A 24,948-nucleotide genomic window follows, 5' to 3' on the forward strand; every position below is an offset into this window, starting at 1 on the left:
CCGCACCGGCGGCGGCGGCCTCGCGCAACCCGGGCAGCCACGCGGCGCGGGCGTCGAGCCGGGCCGCCAGCGCGGCGACGTACGCGGCGCGGACCTCGTCGGGTCCGTCGAAGCCCGGTTCGCCGTCGAGCCACTCGTCGGGCACGGCCGCGGCGGCCGCGGCCAGCAGCTCGCCGGTGGCGCGCGGGGCGAGCTCGGCGTCGGCGGCGTCGACGTCGGGTGCGCAGCCGATCAGGACGTGGTCGGCGGCGTCGTAGGGGCGGACGGCCCGCTGGGCGAGCGCTTCCGGCGCGGGCGGCCCGGACCAGCCGTGGTGGAACGTGAGCGTGGCGCCGTGGTCGATCAGGTACGGACTGCGGTGCCACAGCAGCAGGTTGGCGTTACGCCACGAGCGGTCGACGTTGCCGACGAGCGCGTCGAACCACAGGACCCGGCCGGCGAACTCCGGGCCGGGGTCGAACGCGAGCGGATCGAGGTCGAGCGCACCGGGCAGGAAGTCGACGCCGAGGTTGCGCCCCGGCGAGTTCCGCAGCAGCTCCTGGACCTCCTGGTCCGGCTCGGCGAGCCCGAGCTGCGGGTCGACGTCGACGGTGAGCAGCTCCGGCACCGGCAGCCCCATCCCGCGCGCCAGCTCGCCCGCCACGACCTCGGCGACCAGCACCTTGCGGCCCTGGCCCGCGCCGTGGAACTTCACGACGTGTTCTCCACGTAGTCACCTTCGGATAGTCCCCGAACCGCAGGTCAGTGGCTCGGACAGTGCAGCGGCAGGGGTCGCCCAAACGCCGGGCACAAGCCCACAAGACGGCTCCGCTCCGTCATGGAGGGCCGCCTGATGGACGCCTATCGGCGCAGGGCCGCGAAGGCCGATCATTCGGCAATGAACGAGATTTCGGACGCAGACCGACGGATGATCCGAATTCACCTCGACCACTTCGACCGCAGCGGCGCCACACCCATCTCCCTCGCGCACCGCCGGGACAACCTGTACCGGCTCGCGCGCTCCCTCCCATGCGACCTCCTCGACGCCACACCCGACGTCCTCGACCAGTGGCAGTCCGGCCTCCTCCAGCGGCGAACCCGCCGCGGCGAAACCCTCGCGCGAAGCACCGTGTCGACGTACTCCGTCCACGCGGCCGGCTTCTACCGGTGGGCCTTCGAGGCCGGGCACCTCGAGCAGAACCCCGCAGCGAGGCTCCCGCGGATCCGGCTGTCCCGCGGCCGGCCGCACCCCATCCCGGAGGGCGACCTGCAGGCCGCACTCATCTGCGCCCCGCCGCGCATCCGGACGTGGCTCCTGCTCGCCGCGTTCATGGGCTTGCGCGCGATGGAAGTGGCACAACTGCGTCGCGACAGCTTCACCGAGACGGACGGGCGCCTGGTGCTGTCGGCGGTGGGCAAGGGCCGGAAGTCGTTCAGCATGGTGGTGCCCAAGCACATCGAGGCCGACGTCCGCTCATGGCTCGTCACCGACTCGGTCCTGTGGAGGACGCAGTCTGGTGCTGCCGTCAGCCCGAAATACGTCTCCCGCACGGTCGGCGACTTCTTCCGCAGGCTCGGGCAGCCCTACACCCTGCACTGGGCACGCCATAGCTTCGGGACTGCCGCCTACGCGCAGACAAGGGACTTGCTGCTTACGCAGGACCTGATGCGTCACTCCAGCCCGGAGACGACCCGCATCTACGTGCAGACCGGCGGCCGAGCCGGCGTGCGGGCGATGGACAAGCTGGCCGCCCGCTCGTTGCGACCACGCTCCGCGCACCGGCGGCCTCGCCCCTCGGGCGACGACCAGGCGGGAGCGGCGGCGTGACCGGCCTACTCGGCCTCGTCGCGTCGGCGCCGGAGGTCGCGGCGCAGCTCCGCCCGGACGCGGTCAATGTCCCAGCGCATGTGCCCGCCAGCGGTGCGGAAGTCCGGCTCGATGAGCCCTGTCGCGACCCAGTGCCGCAGGGTGCGCTCGTTGACGTTCAGCTCCTTCGCGGCTTGCGGCGTCGTGAGGTACTCGGGCACGCCCGGCACGGTGTCGGAGGAGTTGCCGATTTCCCCGGGGATCTTGCCGATTTCACCGTGCTCCACCGCAATTTCATCCCAGGTGCGAACGGTCCGCGGGTGGGGAAGCCCGCGGACCCCACCTGGGCCCCCGCATAGACGGACGGCCCCCGGCAGGTGCTGCGAACACCTCGCCGGGGGCCTTGATCCCCACGGGAGGGGACCCATGAAGGACGCTAACTGGCCCGAGCTGGTCGACACGATCGCCCAGAACGTGGAACTCGTCGGGCGACTCGTCGTCGAGCACCGCCCCGACAACGACGGCCGCTGCGTCGTCTGTCGTGTCGCGGGGACGAGCCTGCACGCGGCGTGGCCGTGCAAGGTGTCCGAGCTGGCCGCCGACGCCCTCGCGGTGATCCGGTCGCGCGGAGCCGCTCGAGGTCCGGGATGAGGTGCTGCGACGAGCGGTGCCGGCGCGCCGCGGAGGTCATCGTGCACGTCGACACCCTCGCCGTGATCGCGTGTCTCACCGACGGCATCCGGATCGCGCGCCTCCTCCACGGTCGAGTGGTCCTTCTCGGCCGGCCGGGGGAAGAACTCACCCTGCGCCCACGCGGTGCGTGACTTCTGTCCACTCTGTAACAACTCTTCGTCAGCGAACGAACAGCCACCCGCCACCACCGACCGCCAGGAGCTACCACGTGTCCTACCCGCAGCCGCCGTTCGACCCAACCCAGCAGTACCAACAGGAGCCGCCGAAGAAGTCCCGGAAGAAGTGGCCGTGGATCGTGGCCGGTGCGGTCGTCCTGATCATCATCATCGCGGCGGCCACGTCCGGAGGTGGCGACAAGTCACCGTCCTCGACAGCGTCGGCGCCCACGACCGCGTCGACCGCGCCGCAGGTTCCTGCCGTGACATCCGTGCCCGCCGTTCAGGCCCCGCCAACTCCGACTGCGCCGGCCATGACGACGTCCCAGGCCAACGCCGTCCGCAAGGCGGAGAGCTACCTGTCGTTCTCCGGGTTCTCCCGGACGGGGCTGATCAAGCAACTCCAGTACGAGAAGTTCTCGACGGCGGACTCGACGTACGCGGTCGACCACGTCACGGTCGATTGGACCGAACAGGCGGACAAGAAGGCCGCCAGCTACATGGAGCTCCAGGCGTTCTCCCGGGACGGGCTGATCAAGCAGCTCAAGTTCGAGGGGTTCACCGCGGAGCAGGCTGCGCACGGCGCGAAGTCCGTCGGTCTGTGACCTGATCAATCCTGCGGGGCGCGCTGCGGCGGGATCCGTGTCCGCCGCGTCGCGAACGGCAGCAACGCCCGGAAGTTCCGGACGAGGTCGGCGTCCTCGACGGCCCGGGCCGCGGACTCACGCAGCAGCTGCTCGCTGGCCTGCCGGTGCTCGGCCAGCGCCCGCAGGAACCGCTCGTGCGCGACGAGGACCCGCCGGAACGCGGCCTCCTCCGCCTCGGCCGGGGTGAGCCGCTGCTCGGCCACGGTCAGCCGCCGCTGGCCGACGTCGGGTCGACGCAGGTGATCGCCCGCGAGTAGCGCGTGCCGTCCTCACCGAACACCGGGCCCGAAACGACGACGGCCTGGTAGCCGTCCGGGCACGCCGGGCCAGCCGCGCCCGCGGGTCCCTGGTCGCCGGGCTGGCCGTCCTGCCCGGCCGGTCCGGCGGGGAGCGGGCCGGCGTCGAGGGTCGACCCGTCGTCGAGGGTGAGGACGAGGCGCCCGCCGTCGGTCGACGCGCCGGTGATGGAGCGCCCGGCGGGGCCGACGACGCCGCCGAGGTCGACGCGGGTGCCATCGGAGTAGACGAGGACGAGGCGGCCTCCATCAAGGGTGGTGGTGGCGATGCCGCGACCGTCGTCGCCGACGACCTTCCCGACGTCACGGGAGGTGCCGTCGTCGTAGGCGACGACCAGGTGCCCATCCACACCGATCCTGGTGCCGGTGATCCCGCGCCCGTTCGCGCCGTCGCTGCCGTTCTTCGCGGCCTGCACCGTCGGGCTGTCGACGGCGGCCTGGGCAGCTCCGCACCCCTGCCCAACCCGCGCCCGGATCGCTGGGTCCTCGGCGCACAGCTGCGCGAGCGGGTCCGCGACCTGCCCGAGCTGCTCGACCGCGACAGCCTGCCCTGTCTTCGCGTCCTGCTTCTCCACCACGTCGTGCACGGAGAAGAAGCCGACCCCGGCCAGCCCCAACGCGACAAGCGCGACGGGCCACGCCCCGTGGCGGCGGATCAGCCGTCCTGCAGACGATGCCGCGGTGACGCGGGCGGCGAGAGCGCCACCCCGGCCGCCCGCGCGGCGTCCTCCGCGGCGTGCCTCGCCATCCGCTCGTCCTCCACGTCCAGGCGCAGGTCCCGGATCTGGCCCTGCAGGTACAGCTGCTCGTCCCGCCACGCCGCCCTCTCGCGGGCGTGGTCCTCGTCCTGCTCGGCCATCCGTGTGGCGACCTTCTCCGCGTCCCTCCGCAGGGCCCGGATGATCAGGAGCATCCCGATCAGCAGGAGCGCGTACACCCCGAACCGGGAGATCAGTTCGGTCCCGATCGCGCCCAGCCCGTCCACGCATCACCTGCCACCTCTCGACGTCACGATGTCGCGCTCAGCAGCCGACGGCCCGGCTCGGGCCCGGTGGAGTCCTGCTCATGGGCGCCGATCGAGTACGGCGCCGTCAGCGCGGTTCCGAAGTAGTCCCTCGAGCCAAGCGACACGCCGAACAGAGTCGGCAGGTCCAGGCCGGCGGCCTTCACCGGCGACGCCGCTGTCAGCGCGTAGTCGGTGGCGCCGGTCAGACCGGCGACGGTGGTGATGGTCGGGGTGGTGTTCGGGGAGGCGAGGCCAACGGTGCCCTCGTACCCCTTGTTGACCCCGGACACTTGCTCCTGGCCCGACACGGCGGCGCGCAGCGCGGCGAGGGTGGCGTGCGTGGTGCCGCCCCACCGGATCCCGCCGGAGCCTTCGTAGGCGTTGCCCTGCAGCAGCACGGCGGTGGTGGCGTAGGCGTTCTCGCCGCGGACGAGGTAGCCGGTCGCGCCGCGGAGGATGTTGTTGCGGACCGTGGCGCCGGATGCGCCGGTGTCTTCGACAGACAGCGCCGGCGGTAGCACCGCGCCGTTGTCTCGCGCGATCAGGGTGTTGTGGAACACCGCCACGTTGCCGACGTTCCCGGCGAGGGTGAGCTCGGCGTAGTAGTAGTCGGTCTTGCGGCTGTTGCCCCAGCAGATGTTGTGGTGGACCCGGTTCCCGGAGTGCGCGGTCACGGCGCCGCCGTAGACCAGGATCCCCGCGCCGTCGTTGCCGTAGGCGAGGCAGTAGCGCACCTCGCAGTTGGTGGTGCGGATGTCGAGGTCGAAGCCGTCGCCGTCGGCGGTGCCGCCGGTGAGGTTGCTGTAGGCCAGGCAGCGCTCGATGATCACGGCGTTGGAGTCGTAGCACCAGATCCCGACGGGGCCTTCGGGTGCTGAGCAGTTCGCGCCGTTGCCCCAGGCCGAGCAGTCCTGGATCAGGCCGCCGTCGACGGAGCCGAGCAGGATGCCCGACCCGGTGTGGGTGGTGGTGTTCGCGGAGTCGCCGGGGTTGCCCCAGGCGCGGCAGTTGCTCACCGTCACGTTGGTGTTGGCCTTCGTGGCGGACGGGCCGTAGGTGAAGATTCCCTGGTCGCGGCAGTCGTGGGTGTCGACGGAGTTGATGATGACGTCGGACCAGCCGCCGCCGCTGTCGCCGCCGACCGCGATGCCGTTGCGGAACCAGCTGATCTCGCAGTTTGTGATCCGCACGTAGGTCTTCTGGCCCGCGCCGGAGGCGTAGAACGCGATCCCGTCGTAGGCCCACGCTCCGGAGCCGCCGACGACGTTGATGTTGTCGATCTCGACGTAGCCGCTGTTGTAGACGTAGATCGCCGAGTTGGTGGTGTTCGTGATCGTCGCCCGGCCGGTGCCGTAGCTGCGGATCTTGATGGGGCTGCCCGACGAACCGGCGTTGGGCAGGTACAGCAGCCCGGAGAATGTGTCCCCGCCGCGCAGGTTGATCGTGTCGCCGGGGATGAACGTCTTCGAGTACGTCGGGCTGAACGTCTTCCACGGCGCGGCGAGGGTGCCGGGGTTGGAGTCCGAACCTGCCGCGGAGATGTAGTAGTCGGCCGGGAGGGCCGCCTTGTACGTCGCGATCAACCCGGAGCGGTACGTCGACACGCTGGACGTCGCCGTGCTCGTCTGCGTGCCGGTGGCCGTGAGCGCCTTCGTCGCGACCGCGAGTCCGTTGCGGTACGTCGCGCCCGCCGGGGAGCCGACGTCGGCGATCTCGCCGAACGAGTTGGTGTACCCCGAGAACGAAGGAGTGGAGCCACCGATGGTGAGCGCCGAGAACACTGCCATCGCGAACTCGTCGGCCTGGGTGGTCGCCGCGGTCGTGCCCGATGGTGTCGACGTGCCGCTGGCCGACCCCGCGTTGGACGCGGTCTTGTCCGGCCCGGTGCCGGTGAGGAGGCCCGACACCTCAACGACAACCCACAGGCCGCCGTTGCCGCCGTAGCTGACCGGCCACGACGTCTCGCCGGCGACCGCGTCCTTGCGGAACAGCCGGGTCAGGTGGCTGACCCCGGAGCCGGTGACGGTCACGTCCTGGGTGAGGCCTGAGACCGTCGGGCCGGAGATGGCGGTCATCGCGATGAACAGGACGTTCCCGGCCTTGGTGGCTGCGGGGAGGGTCGCCGTCCCGGATCCGCCTGTCGCGTCGCCGCCGGAGTTGAACTGGACGATCGTGCCGGGCATCAGGCCACCAGGTAGCAGGAGTCAACGCTGTAGGCCGCGGAGCCCAGCGTCGTGTAGCGGATCACGAACCGGCCGATGCCGCCGGCGGGGATCGCGAGCTGGGCGGCGCTGATGCCCTCGCCCTTCTTCGGCGAGCCGCCGATGATCACCGTGCGCGTCGCGCCCGATGCCGCGGTGACGTCGATGACGCAGGTCCGGCCGTTCTGGCCGTTGGTCGGCGTGATCGTCGTCGAGGTGACGGTGCTGACCGTGATCTGGAGATCCCCGGCCGCGCCGACATCGGCGTTCGCTGTCGACGTCGACACCGTCAGCGTGCGGGGTGCCTGGTTGTGCTGGCGGTACCGCGCGTCACCGGCCGACTGGTCGAGGTACGAGTGGGTGTGGTTGCCCAGCGCCACCGTGGTGCCCGACGTGCCCGTCGGCACCCGTGCGACGGCCAGGGTGCCAGAGGTGACGTCCCCGGCGCCGTGGGTATGGCTGCTGTTCGCCTTCCCCGTGAGGCCCGCCGCCATCTCGCCGCGGAGCGTGTTGAGCTCGGTGGCAAGTCGGGACGCGAGCGCGGCGACAGCGCTCGCAAGGCTCACGACAGACCGGCCTCGAAGATCTCAACGAACGTCGGGTCCGGATCGGTGTCGCCAACGGCCGCGCTCAACGCGGCGAGGTCGCTCGCTGCGGCGGCACCGATGTTGGTCCGGGCGTTGCTCTGCTGCGTGGAGTCGAGGCCCTGCGTCGCGGTGTCGGTGCGCACGCGGTTGCCGAGCGCCGTGGTGACGATCGCGGAGAACGTGGCGTCGTCGTTGACCGCCGCCGCCAGCTCGTTAAGCGTGTCCAGGGCTGCCGGGGCGCCATCCAGGAGGTTGGACACCGCCGCGGAGACCGCGTCTGAGACGACGGTCTCGGTCTTGCTCGAGCTGTAGACCGTGGACGTCGACGCGGTGACGTCGTCGATGAGGTCGGTGAGCTCGGGGATCACGATCGTGGCAACCGCCGCGGTGATCGAGTCCGAGGTCTTCTGCGAGGACCAGGTCGACGCCGTGCTCGTGGTGCCGTCATCGATGCCTGCAGCGCCCGAGGACAGGTCGTCGAGCCCGTCCTTGAGCTCGTTGATGGCGGCGACGAGGTTGTTCTTCGCCGTGGTGAGCAGCGCAGAGTTGTCGAGGGCGTTGCCGTTCACCAGCGTGCGCAGGGCCTTCGACTCGTTCGAGACGCGCTGCGCGAGGTTGGCGATGTTCGTACCCAGTGAGGGCATCAGATCAGTCCGTTCTCGAAGATCAGGCGGAGGTCGGGAAGGTCGTCGTAGGCGGGGTGCGGCTCGGGCGCCACGATGTGCGGGGCGAGGACGTCGTCACGGCTCACCGGGTGCACCCGGCCGTCGTCCTGCCGCTCCAGCAGCCCCGGGCTACCGGCTGGTGCGTCGACGTCGAGGAGGTCGTCGAGGCGGGACGCGCCTCCCACAGCGGTGCCGGGGACGAACACCGGGACCGCGTCAGAGCCGCCACCGATCTCGACGACGATGACCTGTTCCCCGGGCAGGATCGGCGCAGTCACTCGGTCACATCCTTCGTGATCGAGATGGTGCCCACGATCAGCGTGACCCGGTAGGCGTCGTCGAGAGGGCCGCCGTCGGGGCTGGACAGCTCGATGTCGAACGCCAGCGACCGGTTCGCCTCGAGCAGGGCTGTTGCCGCCGGGGTGAGGTAGAGCCGCACCGCCGTTGTCTCGACGGTGCTGGTGCCGACGGTCCCGGTCCACGGCTGCGCGACGAGCGTCGCGCCGGGTGTGCTGCCCCAGTCGATGACGACGGTCCCGCCTCGGCGGGCCTGGGCTTTGACCGTCCACCCCGACCCAGGGTCGGCGAGGTCGACGCCGGCCCCGTCGACGACGACGACCCACCAGGGCGACAGGTAGGTGTCGCCCCGGTAGATCGTGAGGTCGGTGCGGACGGCCACAGGTCAGGCCTGCTCGCCGCCGTCGGCCGGCGCCTCGGGCTCGGCCGGGGCGTCGTCGGGACGCAGACCGCGCAGCCGGGTCGCGGCCGCCCGGATCTGGTCGGCGGTCGCCTGGTCGATCGTGGCGTCGTCGGCCAGCGCGGCGTCGAGCTTCGCGGTGACGTCGTCGAGCTCGCCGGCGACCTCGTCGATCGCGCTGGACAGCTCGGCCAGCGCGGCGTTCGTCTGCTCTGCCATCTTCCGGTTCTCCTTCACGTTGCGCAGCACCTCGAGCAGGGCCTGCTCGATGCGGTCGGGGGCCCGCCAGCGGCGGACGAGCCAGCGGATCAGCACGGCGGTCAGGGGCCGTCGAACTGGATGGCCACGGGCACGGCGGCCGGGGCCGGCGCGGTGACGCGGTCGCGGATGACGACGGCGACGATCGCACCGACGATGCCCATGAGCGCGGCCTGCTGCTCGGAGGTCCACTGCACTCCGAACGCCAGGACCAGGGCGAGGACGGCCTGCGCGGCGCCGAGGATGGCCGGGACCATGCTGTCGGTCCGGACGAGGATGGCGGTGACAGCGCCTGCGATCGCGACGGCCGCGGCGTTGACCGCGCCCTGCACGGTCGGGTCGGCGCCGAACACGAACGCGGCCAGGACCTGGACGAGCGGGGCGAGGAGCCCGACGTAGAGCAGGGCAGGCTCGCGCTTCACGGCTGCACCTCGATCGGGTCCGCGACGACCCGGACCGGGCGAGGGTTGTCGCACAGGGCGTGCGAACGCCGGTCGAGCTCGTTCCAGGTGGCCAGGCCGACCCACTGCACGGGGGCGCCCTTGGCGATCTGCTCGTCGGCGGAGGCAACCTCACCGCCGGTGAGGCCGACGAAGATCGGGCCAGCGAGGAGGGCCGTGCCGGTGACGCCCTTCCCGAGATCGCTCTTGATGTACATGACGTCGTCCTCCGGTCGGAGCGTGGGAGCGGGACCGGCGCCGCTGGCGCCGCCCCGGGGGATGCGGTGCAGGGGGTCCGCGAGCAGAGCCGCGACGCGGCCGCGGAACGCGGTCATGTCGATGCCGGTCGGGTCGATCTTGCGGCCCTTCGGGATGGCGCACTCGCGGTGCGCGCACACGCGGGATGCATTGCGGCGCATGAAGTACAGGAGCGCCGCGACGAGCCGCGGGTAGCAGTCGACCTGCTCAGGCGTCCAGTCGCCGGACCCTGCACCGGTCGACTCGGCCTCGATGCCGATGAACCGGTAGTTCAGGCTCGACAGCCCAGCCCACCCGGAGTCACCGGCGTGGTAGCTCAGCCCGGCCGCGATCACGTAGACCGTGCCCGAGCGGCCGAGGCCGAGGTGCGCGAGCGGGCCGGGCAGGCCGGCGTGGCCGTCCCGCACGACCTGCAGGGACGGGTACTCCCCCGTGCGCGGCCCGGCGGTGTGGTGGCAGACGACGCCCTCGACGGCGGTCATGCCTCCGTGGCCGCGGTTGCGCCATCCCGACACCTCGGCGACGGGGTAGCCGGTGAGCCGTGCGGCGTCGGCCAGCCACGGCACGTAGATGCCGCTCATCGCGGGTCCTGCCGTCCGGTGTCCCAGCCGTCGAGCTCGTACTGGCCGGGCAGGGTGACGTCGGCAACCGACCGGATCGGCTCGTGCTCACGGACGAGGAAGTGGCGGATCTGGTCGTCGGTGGTGACCTGCTCGTCGGGCATGTCGCGGTACGCCAGCGACTGCAGGTCCTGCTCCAGCTCGTGGCGCGCCATGCGGCCCCCTGGTCGGCATCGGGCGGATGCCACCTGGGGCGGGACCTCGGCCACCGAGGGCCGGTGAGGGGATGCTACCCGGACCAGGGCGCAGCCACGGCCTGCTCAGGCGACGACGAGCGCGGGGCCCTTGTCCTCGATGACCAGCTTCGCCGGCCACGTCGGCGCCGCCTGCGCCGTGTACGTCCCGGCCAGCCCGGCCCAGAACGTCACGAGGACCTTGAGCGGCACGTCGATGGCGCTGTCGTCGACGCCGACCGGACGGGCCAGCGACACCCACCCGACCATGTTCAGGCCGCGGCCCGACCCGGACGTGTCGCTGGTCCCGGTGTCGAGGACCGTCGAGCTCGCCGTCGGCGCAGACCCATCGAGGGTGTGCGTGATCTGCGCGATGACGAACCCGGGCGACACACTGGTGAAGCCGAGGTTGGGGACCCGAACCTCGAACGTGCGGCCGTACGGCATCGTCACCGCGGCGCTGAGGATCGCGGCCCCCGTCGCCGGTGTCGTCCCGGACGTGGTCGCCGAGCCCGACGTCTTCACGACCAGCCCGCCCGCCACGACGCCCCGCGCCCCACCAGCCGCGGCCCGCTGCGCGCGCATCGCCTTGCGGTCGAGCTCGCGGAGCCGCCCCTCGGTGCGCTGCGCCTCCGACGCCTCCGAGGTGGTCTCACCGATCCGGCCCATCAGGCCACCGCCTTCGTCGAGAACCGCGTGTTACCGGGGTCCATCGCCACCCCGATCATGCGGGCGGTCGCGGTGCCGTCGTCGAGCCACGGGTGCCCGGTGTAGGCGAACGTCGCCGTGTCCCCGAGGTTCCACGCCGTTCGGTAGGCCGGCGCGAGGTCGGTCGGGGCGCTGTAGGTGATCGTCTCCACGGCATCGCTGTACTCGGCGCCGTAGGAGGTGGCGAGCGCGTCGAGCTGCGTCTGCCGCGCCTCCGACACGCTCGTGCGGTCGGCGCGCTCCAGCGCCGGCCACGGCTCGCCGCGGTCGACGGTAGCGACCCCGACCAGGCGGGTAGCGGAATCCGACCCGGACGAGTCGCCGACGACATACGCGGTCTCGGTGGTCTCGGAGTCATCGACGTCCCCGGAGATCGCGACGAGCGGGTAGTCCCAGGTGGCGTCTGGGTTGAACGCGCCGAGGGCCGGGTCCCCGATCGCGGCGGTCCACGAGAGCTGGGACTGGTCGTCAGACACCTGCGGCAGCAGCAGGATGTCGGGGCCGCCATCGGCCTCGACGATGGCCTTGACGGCCTCGGCGGTGGTGCGCAGGTCGACGCCGGCGTAGGTGACCTCGTCGCCCTCGACTCCGGACAGCGACGGCAGGGTGATCGGGAGGCCCCGACGGACACCGGTCATGGCGAGGTCGATGAGCTTCGTCGCCCGGTCCCGGGGCGGGAGCGCGAGGGTGACGGACGCGGCCGGGTTCGTCGGGTCCCCGAGGTAGCTGGGGGCGAGCACCATGCGCTTGTCGAACAGCTTGTTCAGCGACGCGCAGCCGATCGACACGCCGGCCGCGTTCCAGCCGAGGGTGTAGACGGGCCCGGCGGCGAGCGCGGCGCCGTCGCGGCGGAGGATCACCAGGGAGATCGACGACATCCCGTTGCGGATGCCGCGCAGCGTGTCCCGGGTGAGTTTCCCCGCGCGGTCGGCGCCGGGGAGCGGCACGGTCAGGGTCATCTTCCCCAGGGTCGACCAGGCGAGGTTCTCCTCGAACGACCAGCCGGGGTCGTCGAGGGCGTCGACGATCTGCCCGGTGCGCGTGTAGGCGACCAGGACACGGAACTCGGGCTCGTCCACAAGATCACGAAATTTCGATGGTGCCCTGGATGACGAGCACGCCGGGGATCGGATAGCCGCCGGGGACGAGCGGGCGGCCGGTGCCCGCGGGCCCACCGGACGAGCTCGACATCTGGTAGGTGCCCAGGTCCGAGCGGGCGGAGGAGAACGGGAAGTAGAGGTTCATCTGGTTGCTGTTCGGCGGGATGAAGCACTTCCCCAGCCAGATCGCGTACAGCGTGCCCACCGGGTTGTGCGCGTTGAGCTTCGCGAGGATCTGTGTCTCCTCGATCGGCGCCGAGGTGATCCCGGGCGGCAGCGTCGTGGAGATGTCGCCCCAGCCCGCCGGGGGCGCGCCCGCGCCGACCTTGAAGATGTAGCGCAGGTGCATGCTCTTGCCCTGCACCAGGTACCGGCCGATCGCGGAGCCGTTGGGTCCGACCGGCACACCGGAGGCGTCGCCCGCGGTGAGCAGCGACGGGGTGAACTGCGACCACGACGCCGGCGCGACGACGCGCTGCCACGCGGACCCGGACCACACGTCCTCGGAGCCGTCGCGGAACTTGCGGCGGTCACCGATGTAGGCGCCGTTGCGGGTGTCCCCGGTCTCGACGAGCCGCGGCGCACCCGGCGCCCGCGCCCACGACATGATTGGCACCGGCGTCTGCGGGCCGGCGCTGGTGACCTGTACCCGGAACAGCGGCACCGTGTTCGACGGGGCGCTGGGGATGCTCGGCGACGCCGACGCCGCGCTCTTCACCGTGTTCAGGCGGTAGGTCGCCGAGTCCGAGGAGTCGACGATCTCGCCGTAGATGATGTCGTAGCGCGACTGCCCCGACGTCGGGATCGGCGTGTCGAGCGGGACAGTCATGGTCGCCGTCGAGGTGCACACGTACGTGCCGAGCGCGGCCTCGACGACAGCCTGGTGCGCGGTGACGAGAATATTGTTCCCGGACACCGACGCGCCCGGACCGGCGCCCTCGACGGCGCCAGACTCGGTCAGGATCGACGACCCGACCTGCTTGGCCCACGACGCGCCCAGCGCGAGGCGCGCCTCCGGGCTCGTCACGGTCTGGTTGGAGACCCACGGCGAGGTCGTACTGGCACTCGATGCGCCCATGCTGGTTCCTTCCTCAGACCCACGTACCGCGGGTGTGCACTGTCAGCGCCGTCCCGGGCCCGGTCGCGCCGGTCAGCCGGAACGTGCAGATGTCGCCGGGCCGCAGCCGCGGCCAGCCGCCGGTCACCCAGACCGCGCCGCGCGCGTTCGCGCCGCCCAGCACCGCGCCGTAGGCGGGGATCGGGGTCGGGCAGCCCGGCACGTCGAACGCGACCCGCCCCGACGTGTTGATGAACAGGTTCTCCCCGGCCGCGGTCGTGCCCCGGATCCCGACGATCGACGTTCCGCCGAGGTCGGCGATCTGCACGCCCGCGGTCGGCCCGGTCGCCTGCAGTACCACCTGGTTGTCGACCGTGCCCGTCCCGGTGACCGTCGCGGTCGCCAGCGTCGGCGCCGTCCCGGTCGCGATACCCGGCGAGCTCGACACGATCCCGGACCCCGACGTCGCGATACCGCCGACCCCGTCAGTCCCCGCCGACGACGGGCCCACGCTCGCCCACGCCACCGCATACCGGTACGGGTCCGCCGCGATCACCGGCACCGACCAGTCCCACTGCCGCGGCCCGGTCTGCTCGACGAGGACCTCCCCCGCCTGCTCCACGTAGGCCAGCAACGGCCGCACCGCCCCGTCGACGACGAGCGGGTACCGCTCCCCCGGGTCCGGGCAGATCGCCAGCAGCCGCTCCGCGGTGTCCCAGGCGACCGTGTCCGACAGCGGGAAGAACCGGCCCTCGATCGACATGCTTCGGGTCTGCCGGTACGCCGCCGACCGGTGCGCCCCGTCACCCGTCTCCCGCTCGTCGTGCTTCGTCCGGCGGGCTGGCGCCGTCAGCCAGCCCTTGATGCTGGTGCAGATCCACGCCGTCCCGGCCGCGTCGACGTACTGCTCGTGCGTCGGGCCGTGCGAGGCCTTGAGCACGTCTAGGGCCACGAGCCTCATCCGGTCCTCCTGGCCCACTGCTGCCTGCGGACGATCTCGTCGGCCAGCCGGGAGATCTCCGACTGCGACATCGGCTCCCGGGCCTGCAGCGTGATCTGGGCGCCGTCACCGCCGCCCGGGCGGACCTTGTCCCACTGCTCCGGGGTGAGGATCGCCTCCGGGCGCGACGTGCCGTTGTAGACCGTCGACATGCCCGGCGGGAGCCAGCCACCCGAGTCGTAGCCGCCCGGCTTGTCGTAGGCCGCAGCGAGCGACCCGTACCGGGCTCGGGCGTAGCGCATCGACGCGACGATGTTCGCCATCGGATCCCAGATGTCGTTGGCCAGACCCGGGTCGCGGTAGGCGCGGAACGTCGGGTCGATGACCTGCATCAGGCCCTTCGACGGCGTGCCCCGCGCGGCGTTGGAGTCCCAGTTGTTGATCGCGCGCGGGTTCCCGCCCGACTCCTGGTTCATCCGGCGCAGCGTCCGATCCGCATCGGCCGGGGACAGCCCGAGCCGGGCCAGAGCCTGCGTGACCAGCCCGCGCCACTGCTCCACACCGGCCCCACCGGTGTAGGAGACGTTCGACTTCTCGTCCTCCTTCTTGCCCTCCCCGACGAGGAACTCCAGCACCTTGTCCCGGCCGAAGTTCGCGATGTTCTTCGGGATGTCGAACATCTGCGGCGGCGCGTGGAACGGGATCGCGTTGATGATCCCGTCGGTCGCCGAGTTGACGAGCTCCCGGACGCGCTGCTGGAACCAGTTGTATGCCCGCGCGGACCCGGAGAACGCGACCGCGCCGTCACCTGCCGCGCCGGGGATCCCGTTCATGGCCCAGTGCACGTGGTTGTAGTGCTCGGCGCGGGTCCCGGCCGAGTAGGTGAACGGGCGGCCGTTCTTCAGGTTGATGCCCGGGGTGTGAATCAGTTCCGTCGAGCCGGGGTACTTCGCGGCGATCCACTGGTCCACGGCGAGCATGAACGGCATGTCCATGCTTCGGGGGCCCGCGATGTCGATGGCCTTCCCGGCGCCGTGGTAGCCGGGGTCCCCCGGCCGCACGCTCGAGGTGAGCCGGGCGGTGGGGAACGCGCCGTGCACGATGTTCCACAGGGCCTGCCAGACGCTGCCACCGCCGGAGCCCACAGAGCTGGAGCCGGACACCCCGCCGACACCAGCGCCGGTCTCGGACTCGGTCCCGCCGAGAAGGTTGCGGTGTAGCCGGTCGGCCGCGGCCATGCCTCCGAGCTTCGCGACCGCGGGCGCCGAGAGGACGTACTCGGGGCCGGCCTCACCGGCACGCAGGAGCATGTCGTGCGGGACGGGCCCACCGGCCGCGAACTCGGGGATCTTGTCGAGCCCCTTCGCGGGCTCGACGCCGGGGAGGAGGTCGGCGACCCAGTTCCAGGCGACGAGGATGCCCTTGTTCCACACCGTCTCGATGAGGAAGTTCACGGGCTTCGCCAGGAGCGACTTCATCCCGGACCAGATCCGACCGATCCAGTCGACCGCGGACTGGAACCCGTCTTTCACCCAGTTCACGCCGGCGACGATGGCGTCGAAGGTGGGCTTGATGACGTTGGTCCACACCCACGAGATCACCGTGCCGATGCCCTGGAACGCGGGCTCGAAGATGTTGTGCCACAGCCAGTTCAGGACCGGGGCGAGCACGTTCTGCCACAGCCACACCATCGCGTCGAGGTTGGGCTTGATCAGGTTCAGCCACACCCACTCGACGATCGCGCCGATGGCGTTGAAGATCGGCAGGAAGACGTTCTGGTAGAGCCACTCGGCGGCCGGGGCGAGGACGTTCTGCCACAGCCAGACGAGGGCGTCCCAGACGGGCTTGAGGACGCTCTCCCACAGCCAGGTCGCGGCGGCACCGATGGCCGAGAACACGGGCTGCAGGACGTTCTCGTAGAGCCAGGTCGCGGCCGCGGCGAGCACGTTCCACGCGACGATCAGCGGTGCGATGAGGACGGTCATGATGACCGCGAACAGGACCTGCGCGGCCTTCCCGATGAACGAGAACACCGGGGAGAGCACGGACTGCCACAGCCACGTCGCCGCGGTGGCGATCCCGTCGAACGCGGGCTTGAACACCGACTTCCACAGCCACGTCGCGACGCCTGCGATCACCCGGAACGCGCTGTCGACGAAGTCGCGGAGCCACTCGACGTTGTTGTAGGCCCAGATCAGGGCGCCGACGAGCGCCCCGATCGCCAGCACGATGAGCGTGACCGGGTTGGCGTTCATGACGATGTTGAGCGCGGCCTGCGCCAGGGTCCACGCCTTGGTGGCGCCGACGACGGCCAGGAGCAGCCCGACGGCTACACCGCCCGAGGTGGCGAGGAACGACAGGATCTCCGGGACAGGGCCCCAGCTGAAGATCGCCGAGCCCCAGTCGATGAGCGTGGAGAAGATCGGCAGGATCTTCCCGCCGATGAGGTCGACAACGGTGGTCTGCAGGGTCCGCTGGAAGGACTCCATCCGCGCAGACGGCGTCATCAGCGCCTCGCCCGCAGCGTCTGCTGCCCCACCGATCTGCCCCAGCCCGGCCGCCGCCGTCTCCGGGTGCAGCGCGAACAGCGCCGCACCCAAGTCCTCGGCCTGGGTGCCGAACAAGCCGGTCGCGAGCGCCGCCTGCTGGGCCGGGTCCTTCACCGCGCGGAGCCGGTCGAGGACCAGGCCGACGCCGTCCTTCGCGCCCTGCCCGCCCCGCGCGATCTGCGCGGTCATCTGCTCAGCCGACAGGCCGAGGCCCTTGAACGCCGCCGCCGAGGCCTCCGACCCGTCAACCGCCCGGATCGAGAACTCCTTCAGCGCGTCGGCGACCAGGTCCCCGTCGCGGGCACCGGCCTGCAACCCCTGCGAGATCAGCCCAGTCGCGTCCGCGGCGTCGAGCCCGAGCTTCCGGAACTGGGTGCCGTACTCGTTCAGGGTGTCGAGGAAGTCCTCGGCCTTGTCCGCCCCGACCTGGAAGCCGCGATAGATGACGTCGAGCGCGACCTCAGCGTTCGGCGCCAGCCCGGTCCGCATCACCTGCCCGAGCGCGTTCGCCGCGCCGGCAGCGTCGACCCCGAACGCGCTGGAGAGGTTCAGCACCGACCCGGTGACGTCCTGGATCTGGGCGTCGGTCGCGTTCGCCGCCAGCGCCCCCGACTGCAGCACCGACCGGATCGCGTCGTTGACATCGCCGATCGACTCGCCGTAGGCCTGGCTGTACAGGTCCCCGGCGATCTTCCCGTACCGGCCAGCGTCCGCCGCGGAGAGCCCGAGCTGGGCCTGCAGCTTCCCGTTCGCCGCGGAGAAGTCCAGGGCGTCGGTCAGCGCCTTCGTCAGGGCCAGCCCGATCAGCGCACCAGCTGCGACCCCCGCGGCGACCATGCCCGGGTTGGAGATCTGATCCTCGGCCTCGTCGGTGTCGACGACCGGGGTGATCACGATGTCCGGTGGGGTGAAGGAGTTGATGCGGGAGGTGATCTCCTCGAAGAACCCGCCGAACGACGGGACCATCGGGACGGCGATGTCACCCGCGGTGTACTGGCTCACGAGGTCGCTCCGCTTTCATCGCGCGGGGAGAACATCTGGATCACTCGGTTCGCCTCATCGCGATCAGCGCGCTTGCGCAGGTCGTCGACGAGCGTCCGCGGCCGCCGCGGCTTCGGGACCTCAGGCCCCTTGCCGGACTTGCTGTTCACCCCGATCAGCGTGGAATGCATCGCCCGGACCGCCTGCACGAGCTCGGTGAGCAGCTCCCGCTCGGGCGTCCACCCGACCAGCGACATCCGGGGCTCCTCTCCGCTGTCGGTGTGTCCGGCGACGAGCAGCGGGGCGATCTCGTCGTCGTCGTGGAGCGCGGCGATGTAGCGGGACTCGCGGGGGAGCTGCTCGACGAGGCGGAGCAGCTTCCCCCACGGGTGCCGGCCGCGAAGCCAGTCCAGAAGGTCCAGGCCGAGGTAGGCCTGGAGGTCGTACTCCAGCTCGTGGCCGTACCGGTCGATCAGTTCGACGGCACGGCCTACCGTTCCGGGGAGGCCCCCGGGCCGCCGAGGTTGAGGTCAGTCATGACGTCGACGATCAGGTCGCGCCACGCGGTGAACGGGGCGCCACCCTCGGCCTTGTCGTCTGCGTCGTCGTCGGGTCGCGCGCCCCCACGAGCAGCCCTCGCGAGCCGCTCGTAGTTGTCCTTCCCGATCAGCACCGACACGGCGCCGGCGAAGTCCCCCTTGCGCTGCAGCTCCTGCAGCGACTGGAGGGACTCGGCCGTCGGGATGTGCACGACGACGACGTCGCCGGGCTCGTCCGTCACCGGGATCTCGGCGGTGACGTTGCGGGCCTCGGCGACCATCCGGTTCCACGACCGGCGTTCCTTGCGGTTCGGGACGGGCGTGCTCACTTCGCCGCGGCCTTCCCGCCGCCGCTGGTGGCGGTGTTCGTGTCGACGGGCTCCTTGCCGTCGACGTCGGCCTTCCCACCGGACGCGATGACGGCGTCGTAGGACTTCCCGGACTTGATGCGGTAGCCCTGCCCGTAGACGAGGTTGTTGAGCTCGACGGGGTCGCTGGTCTGGTACTCGCGGCCGTCGGGGTGGACGAGGGTGGTGTTCTGCACGGCTGATTCCTTCCGGGTGGGTAGTGCCGGTGGTCCGGCCCGGCGGCGGGCTGCAGCAGCACGCCCGCCACCGGACCGGGTCTGGGGAGCGGGTCAGGCGAGGGCCGGGAACCCGGCCGCCTCGAGCTGGGCCGCCCAGCCGGGGCCGCCGAAGAAGTGCCGCACCGCGTAGCCGAGCGTCGGGTCGACGAACGCGGTGCCGGTCACCGGGTACTGCAGCTCGCTGCCATCGGTCCACGCCTGGTCGTCGACCGTCGTGACCGACATGCGCGGGCAGAACCGGCCGATGTACACCGCGTCGGCGCCGACACCGTCGGCCATGATCGCGTAGAACCGCCGGTAGATCGTGGTGTTCGCGCTGGCCTGGTTGAACGCGACCTCACCGGTGACCGCGGTCGGGGTGACCGAGGACAGGTCCACGCCGTAGTAGAGCTCCAGGCTCTGGCGCTTCGTCTCCTGCATCGTGAACTTGAGGTTCGTGACATCGGAGGTGATGTCGCGGCGCGTCGGCTCGAACGCGCCCCACGACGTGGTGTCGGAGGTGTCCATGTCCCGCGACCAGCTCGCGCCGTCGTCCTTCGTGATGTACCCGACGTCGGAGTAGCCGACCGGGAGCGCGACGGGGTCCGCGCCGGCCCCCGACGTGAGCGCCGCGGGCGCCGCGGCCGACGAGGCGGCCGTCCAGATGCCGCCGTTGAGCGCCTTCCGGATCAGCTGCTGCTGGCGCTGCTGAAGAGTGTTGAATGCCGGCATGTCAGACAGTCCTTCCTAGGATCGCGGCCGGCGCCACGCCAGCACGAAGTTCGTTGTGACCGACCGCTTGTCGAGGTCGGGATCGGGAATCTGCAGCGGCGGTGTGAACGTCGCCGCGTCGTCGATCAGCACGCCGGCCACCACGGTGTTCGGGCTGGCGAGGATCACCTGCCTGCACTGCTCCGACAGCTGCCAGGACTGCGTCCGGTCCGCGCCGATGCAGGTCACCTCCATCACCGGGGAGTCGGTGATCCCGTCGTCGGAGCCGCCCGTGCGGACGACCCTGATCAGGGGGGTCTCGATCGTCTCCGGCGTCGCGGTGCACGCCGGCGCGACGGCCGGGTCGAGGAGGTCGAGCACGACCACCTCGGCATCGGGCCACGCCGCGAGGAGCTCAGCCATGGGTCACCGACCCGACGACCCCGACGACGCTGCGGTAGCGGCTCTTGACGTCCGGGTAGCGCACCGCACCCGTGGGCGGGGCCGGGACGAGGACGGTCGCGCCGGCCCGGTCCCGGCGAGCCCCTGCCGTTGCCGACGTCGTGACGATCGGCGTCGGCATCCGGTCGTAGACACCTGCCGGCGCGCTGGCCACCCGGGCCGCGAGGTCGTCGGCGTGCCGCTTCACCGCCTGCCGCAGCGCCACGTCCCGGGCCAGGTAGGCGCGGATCGCGGAGCTGTTGCGGCGGAACCGCGCGCGAGGGGTGCTCATCCCGACACCGCCCGCAGCGGCACCGAGCAGACGGCCTTGCGGCCGGTGAGCGGCGACTTCCACTGCGCCGGGTCGCCGTCGACGTGCCAGCGCCGCCCGCCGATCTCGATGACGTCCGTGGCGACGACGTCGCTGCCGTAGGGCAGGAACAGCGTCGCCTGCGTCGTGACCGTGTCGCCGCGGGTGACGTGGTCCTCCGTCGACGACACGGGCGCGAACGCGCCGGCCATCTCGGTGCGGGTCTCGGTCAAGCGGTCGCCGAACCGGTTGACGCCACCAGGGCGGCACCGGACGACCGTGTCGGGGTAACGCATCAGGCCCACCCCGCCAGGTGCGGAGACGGCCACTGCGGCGGCACCGGCGCGGACGGCGTGATCGTGAACGCCCCACCACCGGCGCCGAGGAGCTTCCACTCCTCGTCGAGGATCGTGAGGAACCCGGCCGCCACCCGCGTGTCGAGAGTGGCCGACCAGGGCCCGATCGACTCCTGCCGGAACCCCTCGGAGTTCCGCAGGACGCGCGCGACGGCCTCGGCCTCGATGTTCCGGACGAGCGTCGCGTACGACGGGTCGGAGTCAGTCCTTGTCCGCAGAGACGGCAGCCGCGTCAGCAGCCTTGCCTCGACGGCCTCGAGCTGGGCTCGGACGAACCGCGCCTCCTCCGTCGTCAGCTCCGTCCGCTGCAGAGCCGTCGCCACGTCCGTCGTCTCCGCCAGCGCCATCGTCGCTGCCCTCCGCCGGGTCGCCGTAGTCGAGGTCGTCGGTGGGCTCGAAGCCCTCGGGCGCGGGACCGTCGGTCTCGATGACGGTCCCGGCCTCGGGGTGCTTGTAGGCCGGCATCGGTCAGGCCGCCGTGGTCTTCGTGAGCTTCACGAACGACGAGACGTCGTTGATGAGCAGACCGAATTCGGTCTCGGCGCGGACGGCGACGAGGTTGTTCTCCCAGAGCGAGGTCAGCTCGCCGTCGATCGTGACGGTGGCCTGCGTGGAGACGTCGTAGGAGATGCCGCCGATCTGGCCCCACACGACCTGCGACCAGTCACCTGCCCAGCCGAGCGTGTACGCCGTCGACGGGGCGCCCGGCGTCGGCGCACCAACCCCGTCACCCATCGACGACTGACGGCCGATGAGGCGGCCGCCACGGGCCGCGGGCGCGGTCCCCTCGTACGGGGACTCGATGTAGAGCGGCCGGCCGGTGGTGTCCACTGAGCCGAGGAGGTCGGGCTCCAGGCGGGTGTCGAGGGCGAAGCCGGTGAGCTTCTTGCCGGCGTTGACCAGCAGCCGCAGCGCGGTGACGAGGTCGGCGTGCACGCCACCGGCGGACGCTGCGCTGCTGCCGATGCCGACGGACGCGGTCGCCTGGCCGAGGTAGGCGGCGAACGGGGTGTTCGTGCCGTGGAAGCCGGCGGCGTCGAACGCCATCGCGAAGGCCTCGCCGAGCTGCGGCCGGATCTCGTCGACGTAGCCGCCGGGGTTGGCGCGCACGGTCTCGGCGGAGACAACGGCGATGGCCGCGATCTTCTTCGGCGTCATCGACTTGAGGGTCATGCCGCCCTTGCTGGCCGGCTTCTTCCCGGCCTCGGCGACCCACCCCGCAGTGGGCTTCGAGGTGACGACGGGAACCTCGGTGCCGGCCAGGCCGAGCGGGACCTTCCGCGCGAGCTGCTGCAGCGCAGACGCCCGGTAGACCTGGTCGAAGATCGGAGCGGCGCGCTCCTTGTTCAGGAAGCCTGAGAAGTCGCCGGTGACGGTGGGGGCGGTGATAGCCACTGGGCCCGCCTTTCGAGGTGAGGGATCCGATGTCGGACCGCCACCTCGGGCGAGCGCGCCCCCACCGCGGGGGACTGGATGCGGCGAGGGTAGCCGATCAGATGCCGAGCGCGGCCCGCAGCGAGTCCTCCAGCGGGTCCCCGTTGAGCGCCATCCCCTGCCCCTGCGACGGATCCGGCGTGCGCCGGCGCTCCTCGCGACCCGAGGCCTGCGCGTTCGCCGTGAGCGCGGCCAACGCCTTCGCGTCCGCCGTCAGCTCCTCCTCGGTGTTGCCGCGGAGCCGGTCGGCCAGCTCGTCGGGCAGCTGCGCGCGGCGGGCGACTCGCTCGCGCAAGCGGCCGAGCTCGGCCTCCTCGGCGCGCCGGTTCGCGTCCGCGAGCTGCTCGGTGAACCGCTGCGTCTCGGACTTCTTCGCGTCCTCGGCGGCCTTCGCGGCCGTCTCGAACTGCTCCAGCTCCTTCAGCCGCTTCCGCAGGCCCGCGTTCTCGCTGTTGGTCTTGCGGATCTTCTCCATCGCCCGCTCGGCGTCGAACGGCTCCTGCTCGTTCGACTCGCCGCCGGTGGCCTCGGGAGCGGTCGGCGTGGGGTTCGTGGTCTGCTGCTGCTCAGTCACGAATGACTCCTAAATCGCGGGGAGCGTGCCCACCCGGGGCCATGGGTCGCGGCCTATCGGCACCACTAGCGACCTGCGAATACTAACTCATTCGGCAGGACCGCCCGACTTCTCCCAGGCCCGCCGGAATGCGTGCCATTTCTCCTCACCCGAATACGGGATCGACGCATCGTAATAGATTTCCTGGACCCGCTCGAATTCCTCACGACCCGGCCACTCACGCTGATCCTTCCGCACCAGCACGGCCACGCACCGGTCGTGATCGTGCGCCCGGAACCCGCCCGAGCGGGCCCCCTCGGTGTGATAGACGGGCCCGCGGGACACGAACAGCGCGCAGAACGCGCACGGGGCGCCGTCCGACACCCGAGCCCAGCGGCCCTCACCCCCGGACGCCTCCGACACCTGCAGCGTCGTCTCCCGCCCGGCCTGCTCGACGTGACGCACCAGCCGCGCCGTCCCATCCGCCGCGACCCGCGCCGGAGACCACCCGGGCGACCGCCGGTCCCGGTCCACGATCGTCGACCGCAGCGCCTGCACCGTCCACGACAGGTCGTACGGCAGCCGCGCGGGCCGATCCGCCGACGGCAGCACCGCCCGCGCCGCCAGGTACGCGATTGCGGCCGACCGCTGCCGCCACCCCAGCACCTGCGGGTACAGCAACGCGGCCAGCCGCAGCCACCCGGCGTTCGGGAGCTCGGCCTCGACGCCGCGGAGCAGGATCGGCAGCACCAGCTGCGCGGCCTCCCGGCTGATCAGGTCCTGCTGAGTGCGGAGCTCGACGAGCGGCACGTCACGCCTCGATGGCCGCCGGCGCGGCGGGCGCCTGCTGCTGGGCCTGGTCGGCGCCGACCGAGCGGATCAGCGCCGCGAGCGGGTCGGACGCCATGAGCTGCGCGTAGTGCGCCTGCTGCTCCACCGAGTAGCCCAGCGCGTCCCACGCGGCCTCCTTCGGGATGATCCCGGCCTGCACAAGCTTCGTCACCGCGTCCGCCTTCGCCGCGAACGTCGGCGTCGACGGGTCCCGCCAGCGGGTCTCCAGCCGCGGGACGTCGTCGGTGTCGTCGATCCAGCGAAGCGCGATCCGGAACGCGGCCTCCCACGCATCCGCGAGCTGGGTCCCGGCCCGCTCCGCGCGCTTCACCAGCCGCGACTCCGACGACCGGATCGCGTCCGCCGACGCCGGGTTGTCCGTCGAGTAGCCCAGGTAGTGCGGCGGCATCCCGGTCATCGCGCTGACCAGCTTCGAGTACAGGTTGATGACCTCGGTGAAGTTCCGCAGGTCCGCCGCCGAGAACTGCCCGACCTTCGCGTCCTCGTTCCCGAGCGCCCACAGCCGGCCGATGTAGGCCTCCCACGCCGGCTTCGGGTTCCCCGCCTCGTCGACGAAGTCCTCCCGCGACGCGCCGAGGACGTACCGCTGCGGCACCGCGAGGAGCTCCTGCGCGCCGCCGAGGTTCGTCAGCGACCGGCAGCACGCGTCCGTCAGGCCGATGATGTCGGCCATCTCGGAGTGGCCGGACTCGTCGGAGAGCCGGTCCTGGTAGAGCATCGGCACGACCGGCACCGTGCCGAGGTCGTGCTCGATCGCGTCGACCTCGACGAACCCTCTGCCCTGCCGCAGCTCGTAGAGCAGCGTGACGTCGGGCAGGTACAGCGCCGCCCGCTGCGGCACCCCGTTGTCGTCGGCCGCGTACACCCGACCCGCTGACCGGACCTCGCCCGTGCCCGGATCGACGTCGGCGTGGAGGTGATCGCCGGACTCGACGGTGATGAGCGGGGTCTCGTCGTCCCCGTCGCGGCGCCCGACCACGACGTAGGCATCCCCGGTGACGAACGCTTCCTTGTGGCCGAGGGGGCCGCGGGTGTCGAGGTTGTTGGCCTGCCACCAGTCCCACAGCCGGTCGGAGACCCGGGTCTCCCCCGCGAGCCGGAACCCTTCGACGTCGAGCCGTTCCTCGAGCGAGCGGATCGCGAGCCGCGGCCAATTCACGACGACCGCGAGGTTCTGCATCTGCGGCGGCAGGGTGATCCCGAGCGCGGAGAGCCGCTTCTCGCCCTGGTAGTAGGCGTTGAGCCGTCGGCGCTCGGTCGCGCCGTTGGAGATCTTCTCGATCAGGCCACGCAGGACATCGAGATCGGCCACGCGCGGTGCCCGCCTTCCGGTGCGCGGCCACCTCGGGCGCCGGGTGCCCACCGGGGGG

34 protein-coding genes are annotated in these 24,948 nt (G+C 71.5%); 3 read left to right on the forward strand and 31 right to left on the reverse strand.

Translation table 11 applies throughout. From position 1 onward, the window contains the following. Positions 1-694, reverse strand: a 694-nt coding sequence (locus TOK_RS25025; RefSeq protein ID WP_141566573.1) for a HipA family kinase, incomplete at its 3' end; no start/stop codon positions are given. A 183-nt stretch (positions 695-877) separates the two neighbouring features. Between TOK_RS25025 and TOK_RS25030 the strand changes: the two genes are divergently transcribed. Further along, on the forward strand, positions 878-1,807 hold the full coding sequence (locus TOK_RS25030; protein WP_172457773.1) for a site-specific integrase: 930 nt from the start codon (positions 878-880) through the stop codon (positions 1,805-1,807). A 5-nt stretch (positions 1,808-1,812) separates the two neighbouring features. On the opposite strand, the gene TOK_RS25035 is transcribed toward TOK_RS25030, so the two are convergent. Further along, the gene (locus TOK_RS25035) at positions 1,813-2,073 is read right to left on the reverse strand and encodes a MerR family DNA-binding transcriptional regulator (RefSeq protein ID WP_253258627.1); all 261 of its coding nucleotides are present in this window, start codon (positions 2,071-2,073) and stop codon (positions 1,813-1,815) included. Positions 2,074-2,212: 139 nt separating this feature from the next. On the opposite strand from TOK_RS25035, the gene TOK_RS25040 reads away from it, so the two are divergent. Beyond that, on the forward strand, positions 2,213-2,437 hold the full coding sequence (locus tag TOK_RS25040) for a hypothetical protein (RefSeq protein WP_098960422.1): 225 nt from the start codon (positions 2,213-2,215) through the stop codon (positions 2,435-2,437). Between the two features lie 250 nt (positions 2,438-2,687). Then, the gene (locus TOK_RS32910) at positions 2,688-3,239 is read left to right on the forward strand and encodes an Ltp family lipoprotein (RefSeq protein ID WP_172457774.1); all 552 of its coding nucleotides are present in this window, start codon (positions 2,688-2,690) and stop codon (positions 3,237-3,239) included. Between the two features lie 5 nt (positions 3,240-3,244). Here TOK_RS32910 and TOK_RS25050 read toward each other — a convergent pair whose 3' ends face one another. From TOK_RS25050 to TOK_RS25190, 29 genes are all read right to left on the reverse strand, one after another. Next, positions 3,245-3,484, reverse strand: a complete 240-nt coding sequence (locus TOK_RS25050) for a hypothetical protein (protein WP_098960423.1) — start codon at positions 3,482-3,484, stop codon at positions 3,245-3,247. A gap of 2 nt (positions 3,485-3,486) precedes the next feature. Beyond that, complete coding sequence (locus TOK_RS25055) at positions 3,487-4,194, reverse strand: hypothetical protein (RefSeq protein WP_098960424.1); 708 nt, start codon at positions 4,192-4,194, stop codon at positions 3,487-3,489. A gap of 38 nt (positions 4,195-4,232) precedes the next feature. Continuing rightward, positions 4,233-4,562: a hypothetical protein gene (locus tag TOK_RS25060; protein WP_098960425.1), complete on the reverse strand. Its 330-nt coding sequence runs from the start codon at positions 4,560-4,562 to the stop codon at positions 4,233-4,235. 23 nt (positions 4,563-4,585) lie between these two features. After that, positions 4,586-6,766 (reverse strand): right-handed parallel beta-helix repeat-containing protein, encoded by a 2,181-nt coding sequence (locus TOK_RS25065; RefSeq protein WP_098960426.1) that lies wholly within the window; start codon positions 6,764-6,766, stop codon positions 4,586-4,588. Continuing rightward, on the reverse strand, positions 6,766-7,350 hold the full coding sequence (locus TOK_RS25070) for a hypothetical protein (protein WP_098960427.1): 585 nt from the start codon (positions 7,348-7,350) through the stop codon (positions 6,766-6,768). Before TOK_RS25070 ends, TOK_RS25065 begins: the two co-directional genes overlap by 1 nt. Next, on the reverse strand, positions 7,347-8,015 hold the full coding sequence (locus TOK_RS25075) for a hypothetical protein (protein ID WP_098960428.1): 669 nt from the start codon (positions 8,013-8,015) through the stop codon (positions 7,347-7,349). Before TOK_RS25075 ends, TOK_RS25070 begins: the two co-directional genes overlap by 4 nt. Continuing rightward, positions 8,015-8,314: a hypothetical protein gene (locus TOK_RS25080; RefSeq protein WP_098960429.1), complete on the reverse strand. Its 300-nt coding sequence runs from the start codon at positions 8,312-8,314 to the stop codon at positions 8,015-8,017. The genes TOK_RS25075 and TOK_RS25080 overlap by 1 nt, the downstream gene beginning before the upstream one ends. Continuing rightward, positions 8,311-8,715, reverse strand: coding sequence for a hypothetical protein (locus TOK_RS25085; protein WP_098960430.1), 405 nt, complete (start codon positions 8,713-8,715; stop codon positions 8,311-8,313). Before TOK_RS25085 ends, TOK_RS25080 begins: the two co-directional genes overlap by 4 nt. Before the next feature lie 3 nt (positions 8,716-8,718). Beyond that, the gene (locus TOK_RS25090) at positions 8,719-9,048 is read right to left on the reverse strand and encodes a hypothetical protein (protein ID WP_098960431.1); all 330 of its coding nucleotides are present in this window, start codon (positions 9,046-9,048) and stop codon (positions 8,719-8,721) included. 5 nt (positions 9,049-9,053) lie between these two features. Then, a complete protein-coding gene (locus tag TOK_RS25095; RefSeq protein ID WP_098960432.1) occupies positions 9,054-9,413 on the reverse strand; it encodes a hypothetical protein in 360 nt (119 codons plus the stop codon). Next, positions 9,410-10,270: an N-acetylmuramoyl-L-alanine amidase gene (locus TOK_RS25100; protein WP_098960433.1), complete on the reverse strand. Its 861-nt coding sequence runs from the start codon at positions 10,268-10,270 to the stop codon at positions 9,410-9,412. Before TOK_RS25100 ends, TOK_RS25095 begins: the two co-directional genes overlap by 4 nt. Beyond that, positions 10,267-10,464, reverse strand: coding sequence for a hypothetical protein (locus TOK_RS25105; protein ID WP_098960434.1), 198 nt, complete (start codon positions 10,462-10,464; stop codon positions 10,267-10,269). The genes TOK_RS25100 and TOK_RS25105 overlap by 4 nt, the downstream gene beginning before the upstream one ends. A 105-nt stretch (positions 10,465-10,569) precedes the next feature. Next, positions 10,570-11,151, reverse strand: a complete 582-nt coding sequence (locus tag TOK_RS25110) for a hypothetical protein (RefSeq protein WP_098960435.1) — start codon at positions 11,149-11,151, stop codon at positions 10,570-10,572. Further along, positions 11,151-12,269 carry a hypothetical protein gene (locus tag TOK_RS25115; RefSeq protein ID WP_098960436.1) on the reverse strand — a complete coding sequence of 373 codons (1,119 nt, stop codon included), beginning with the start codon at positions 12,267-12,269 and terminating at the stop codon, positions 11,151-11,153. Before TOK_RS25115 ends, TOK_RS25110 begins: the two co-directional genes overlap by 1 nt. Positions 12,270-12,273: 4 nt before the next feature. Beyond that, positions 12,274-13,368 (reverse strand): hypothetical protein, encoded by a 1,095-nt coding sequence (locus TOK_RS25120; RefSeq protein WP_141566532.1) that lies wholly within the window; start codon positions 13,366-13,368, stop codon positions 12,274-12,276. 13 nt (positions 13,369-13,381) lie between these two features. Continuing rightward, positions 13,382-14,308 carry a hypothetical protein gene (locus TOK_RS25125; protein ID WP_141566533.1) on the reverse strand — a complete coding sequence of 309 codons (927 nt, stop codon included), beginning with the start codon at positions 14,306-14,308 and terminating at the stop codon, positions 13,382-13,384. After that, on the reverse strand, positions 14,305-17,838 hold the full coding sequence (locus TOK_RS35125; RefSeq protein ID WP_098960439.1) for a phage tail tape measure protein: 3,534 nt from the start codon (positions 17,836-17,838) through the stop codon (positions 14,305-14,307). Before TOK_RS35125 ends, TOK_RS25125 begins: the two co-directional genes overlap by 4 nt. Then, on the reverse strand, positions 17,835-18,074 hold the full coding sequence (locus TOK_RS25135; protein ID WP_098960440.1) for a hypothetical protein: 240 nt from the start codon (positions 18,072-18,074) through the stop codon (positions 17,835-17,837). The genes TOK_RS35125 and TOK_RS25135 overlap by 4 nt, the downstream gene beginning before the upstream one ends. A gap of 233 nt (positions 18,075-18,307) precedes the next feature. Then, positions 18,308-18,685 carry a hypothetical protein gene (locus tag TOK_RS25140; protein WP_098960441.1) on the reverse strand — a complete coding sequence of 126 codons (378 nt, stop codon included), beginning with the start codon at positions 18,683-18,685 and terminating at the stop codon, positions 18,308-18,310. Next, complete coding sequence (locus TOK_RS25145; protein WP_098960442.1) at positions 18,682-18,900, reverse strand: hypothetical protein; 219 nt, start codon at positions 18,898-18,900, stop codon at positions 18,682-18,684. The genes TOK_RS25140 and TOK_RS25145 overlap by 4 nt, the downstream gene beginning before the upstream one ends. Before the next feature lie 93 nt (positions 18,901-18,993). Next, entirely contained in the window at positions 18,994-19,653 is a 660-nt protein-coding gene (locus tag TOK_RS25150; RefSeq protein WP_098960443.1) for a hypothetical protein, read from the reverse strand. Positions 19,654-19,668: 15 nt separating this feature from the next. Continuing rightward, entirely contained in the window at positions 19,669-20,055 is a 387-nt protein-coding gene (locus TOK_RS25155) for a hypothetical protein (RefSeq protein ID WP_098960444.1), read from the reverse strand. Beyond that, the gene (locus TOK_RS25160; protein WP_098960445.1) at positions 20,048-20,365 is read right to left on the reverse strand and encodes a hypothetical protein; all 318 of its coding nucleotides are present in this window, start codon (positions 20,363-20,365) and stop codon (positions 20,048-20,050) included. The genes TOK_RS25155 and TOK_RS25160 overlap by 8 nt, the downstream gene beginning before the upstream one ends. Continuing rightward, the gene (locus TOK_RS25165; RefSeq protein ID WP_141566534.1) at positions 20,362-20,679 is read right to left on the reverse strand and encodes a hypothetical protein; all 318 of its coding nucleotides are present in this window, start codon (positions 20,677-20,679) and stop codon (positions 20,362-20,364) included. Before TOK_RS25165 ends, TOK_RS25160 begins: the two co-directional genes overlap by 4 nt. Then, positions 20,679-21,086: a Gp19/Gp15/Gp42 family protein gene (locus TOK_RS25170; RefSeq protein ID WP_098960447.1), complete on the reverse strand. Its 408-nt coding sequence runs from the start codon at positions 21,084-21,086 to the stop codon at positions 20,679-20,681. The genes TOK_RS25165 and TOK_RS25170 overlap by 1 nt, the downstream gene beginning before the upstream one ends. A gap of 121 nt (positions 21,087-21,207) precedes the next feature. Then, positions 21,208-22,134 carry a phage major capsid protein gene (locus tag TOK_RS25175; RefSeq protein ID WP_098960448.1) on the reverse strand — a complete coding sequence of 309 codons (927 nt, stop codon included), beginning with the start codon at positions 22,132-22,134 and terminating at the stop codon, positions 21,208-21,210. Between the two features lie 97 nt (positions 22,135-22,231). Continuing rightward, the gene (locus TOK_RS25180) at positions 22,232-22,747 is read right to left on the reverse strand and encodes a hypothetical protein (protein WP_098960449.1); all 516 of its coding nucleotides are present in this window, start codon (positions 22,745-22,747) and stop codon (positions 22,232-22,234) included. An 87-nt stretch (positions 22,748-22,834) separates the two neighbouring features. Continuing rightward, positions 22,835-23,536, reverse strand: a complete 702-nt coding sequence (locus TOK_RS25185; protein WP_098960450.1) for a hypothetical protein — start codon at positions 23,534-23,536, stop codon at positions 22,835-22,837. Between the two features lies 1 nt (position 23,537). Continuing rightward, positions 23,538-24,890: a phage portal protein gene (locus TOK_RS25190; RefSeq protein WP_098960451.1), complete on the reverse strand. Its 1,353-nt coding sequence runs from the start codon at positions 24,888-24,890 to the stop codon at positions 23,538-23,540. Positions 24,891-24,948 lie beyond the last annotated feature (58 nt).

Source organism: Pseudonocardia sp. N23, from assembly GCF_002583555.1.
Classification (GTDB): domain Bacteria; phylum Actinomycetota; class Actinomycetes; order Mycobacteriales; family Pseudonocardiaceae; genus Pseudonocardia.

Coding starts and splice junctions, on each gene's coding strand:
- TOK_RS25030 (WP_172457773.1), top strand. CDS start 878: ATGAACGAGATTTCGGACGCAGACCGACGGATGATCCGAATTCACCTC.
- TOK_RS25040 (WP_098960422.1), top strand. CDS start 2,213: ATGAAGGACGCTAACTGGCCCGAGCTGGTCGACACGATCGCCCAGAAC.
- TOK_RS25065 (WP_098960426.1), bottom strand. CDS start 6,766: ATGCCCGGCACGATCGTCCAGTTCAACTCCGGCGGCGACGCGACAGGC.
- TOK_RS25075 (WP_098960428.1), bottom strand. CDS start 8,015: ATGCCCTCACTGGGTACGAACATCGCCAACCTCGCGCAGCGCGTCTCG.
- TOK_RS25100 (WP_098960433.1), bottom strand. CDS start 10,270: ATGAGCGGCATCTACGTGCCGTGGCTGGCCGACGCCGCACGGCTCACC.
- TOK_RS25105 (WP_098960434.1), bottom strand. CDS start 10,464: ATGGCGCGCCACGAGCTGGAGCAGGACCTGCAGTCGCTGGCGTACCGC.
- TOK_RS25110 (WP_098960435.1), bottom strand. CDS start 11,151: ATGGGCCGGATCGGTGAGACCACCTCGGAGGCGTCGGAGGCGCAGCGC.
- TOK_RS25120 (WP_141566532.1), bottom strand. CDS start 13,368: ATGGGCGCATCGAGTGCCAGTACGACCTCGCCGTGGGTCTCCAACCAG.
- TOK_RS25125 (WP_141566533.1), bottom strand. CDS start 14,308: ATGAGGCTCGTGGCCCTAGACGTGCTCAAGGCCTCGCACGGCCCGACG.
- TOK_RS25135 (WP_098960440.1), bottom strand. CDS start 18,074: ATGTCGCTGGTCGGGTGGACGCCCGAGCGGGAGCTGCTCACCGAGCTC.
- TOK_RS25150 (WP_098960443.1), bottom strand. CDS start 19,653: ATGCCGGCATTCAACACTCTTCAGCAGCGCCAGCAGCAGCTGATCCGG.
- TOK_RS25155 (WP_098960444.1), bottom strand. CDS start 20,055: ATGGCTGAGCTCCTCGCGGCGTGGCCCGATGCCGAGGTGGTCGTGCTC.
- TOK_RS25160 (WP_098960445.1), bottom strand. CDS start 20,365: ATGAGCACCCCTCGCGCGCGGTTCCGCCGCAACAGCTCCGCGATCCGC.
- TOK_RS25165 (WP_141566534.1), bottom strand. CDS start 20,679: ATGCGTTACCCCGACACGGTCGTCCGGTGCCGCCCTGGTGGCGTCAAC.
- TOK_RS25170 (WP_098960447.1), bottom strand. CDS start 21,086: ATGGCGCTGGCGGAGACGACGGACGTGGCGACGGCTCTGCAGCGGACG.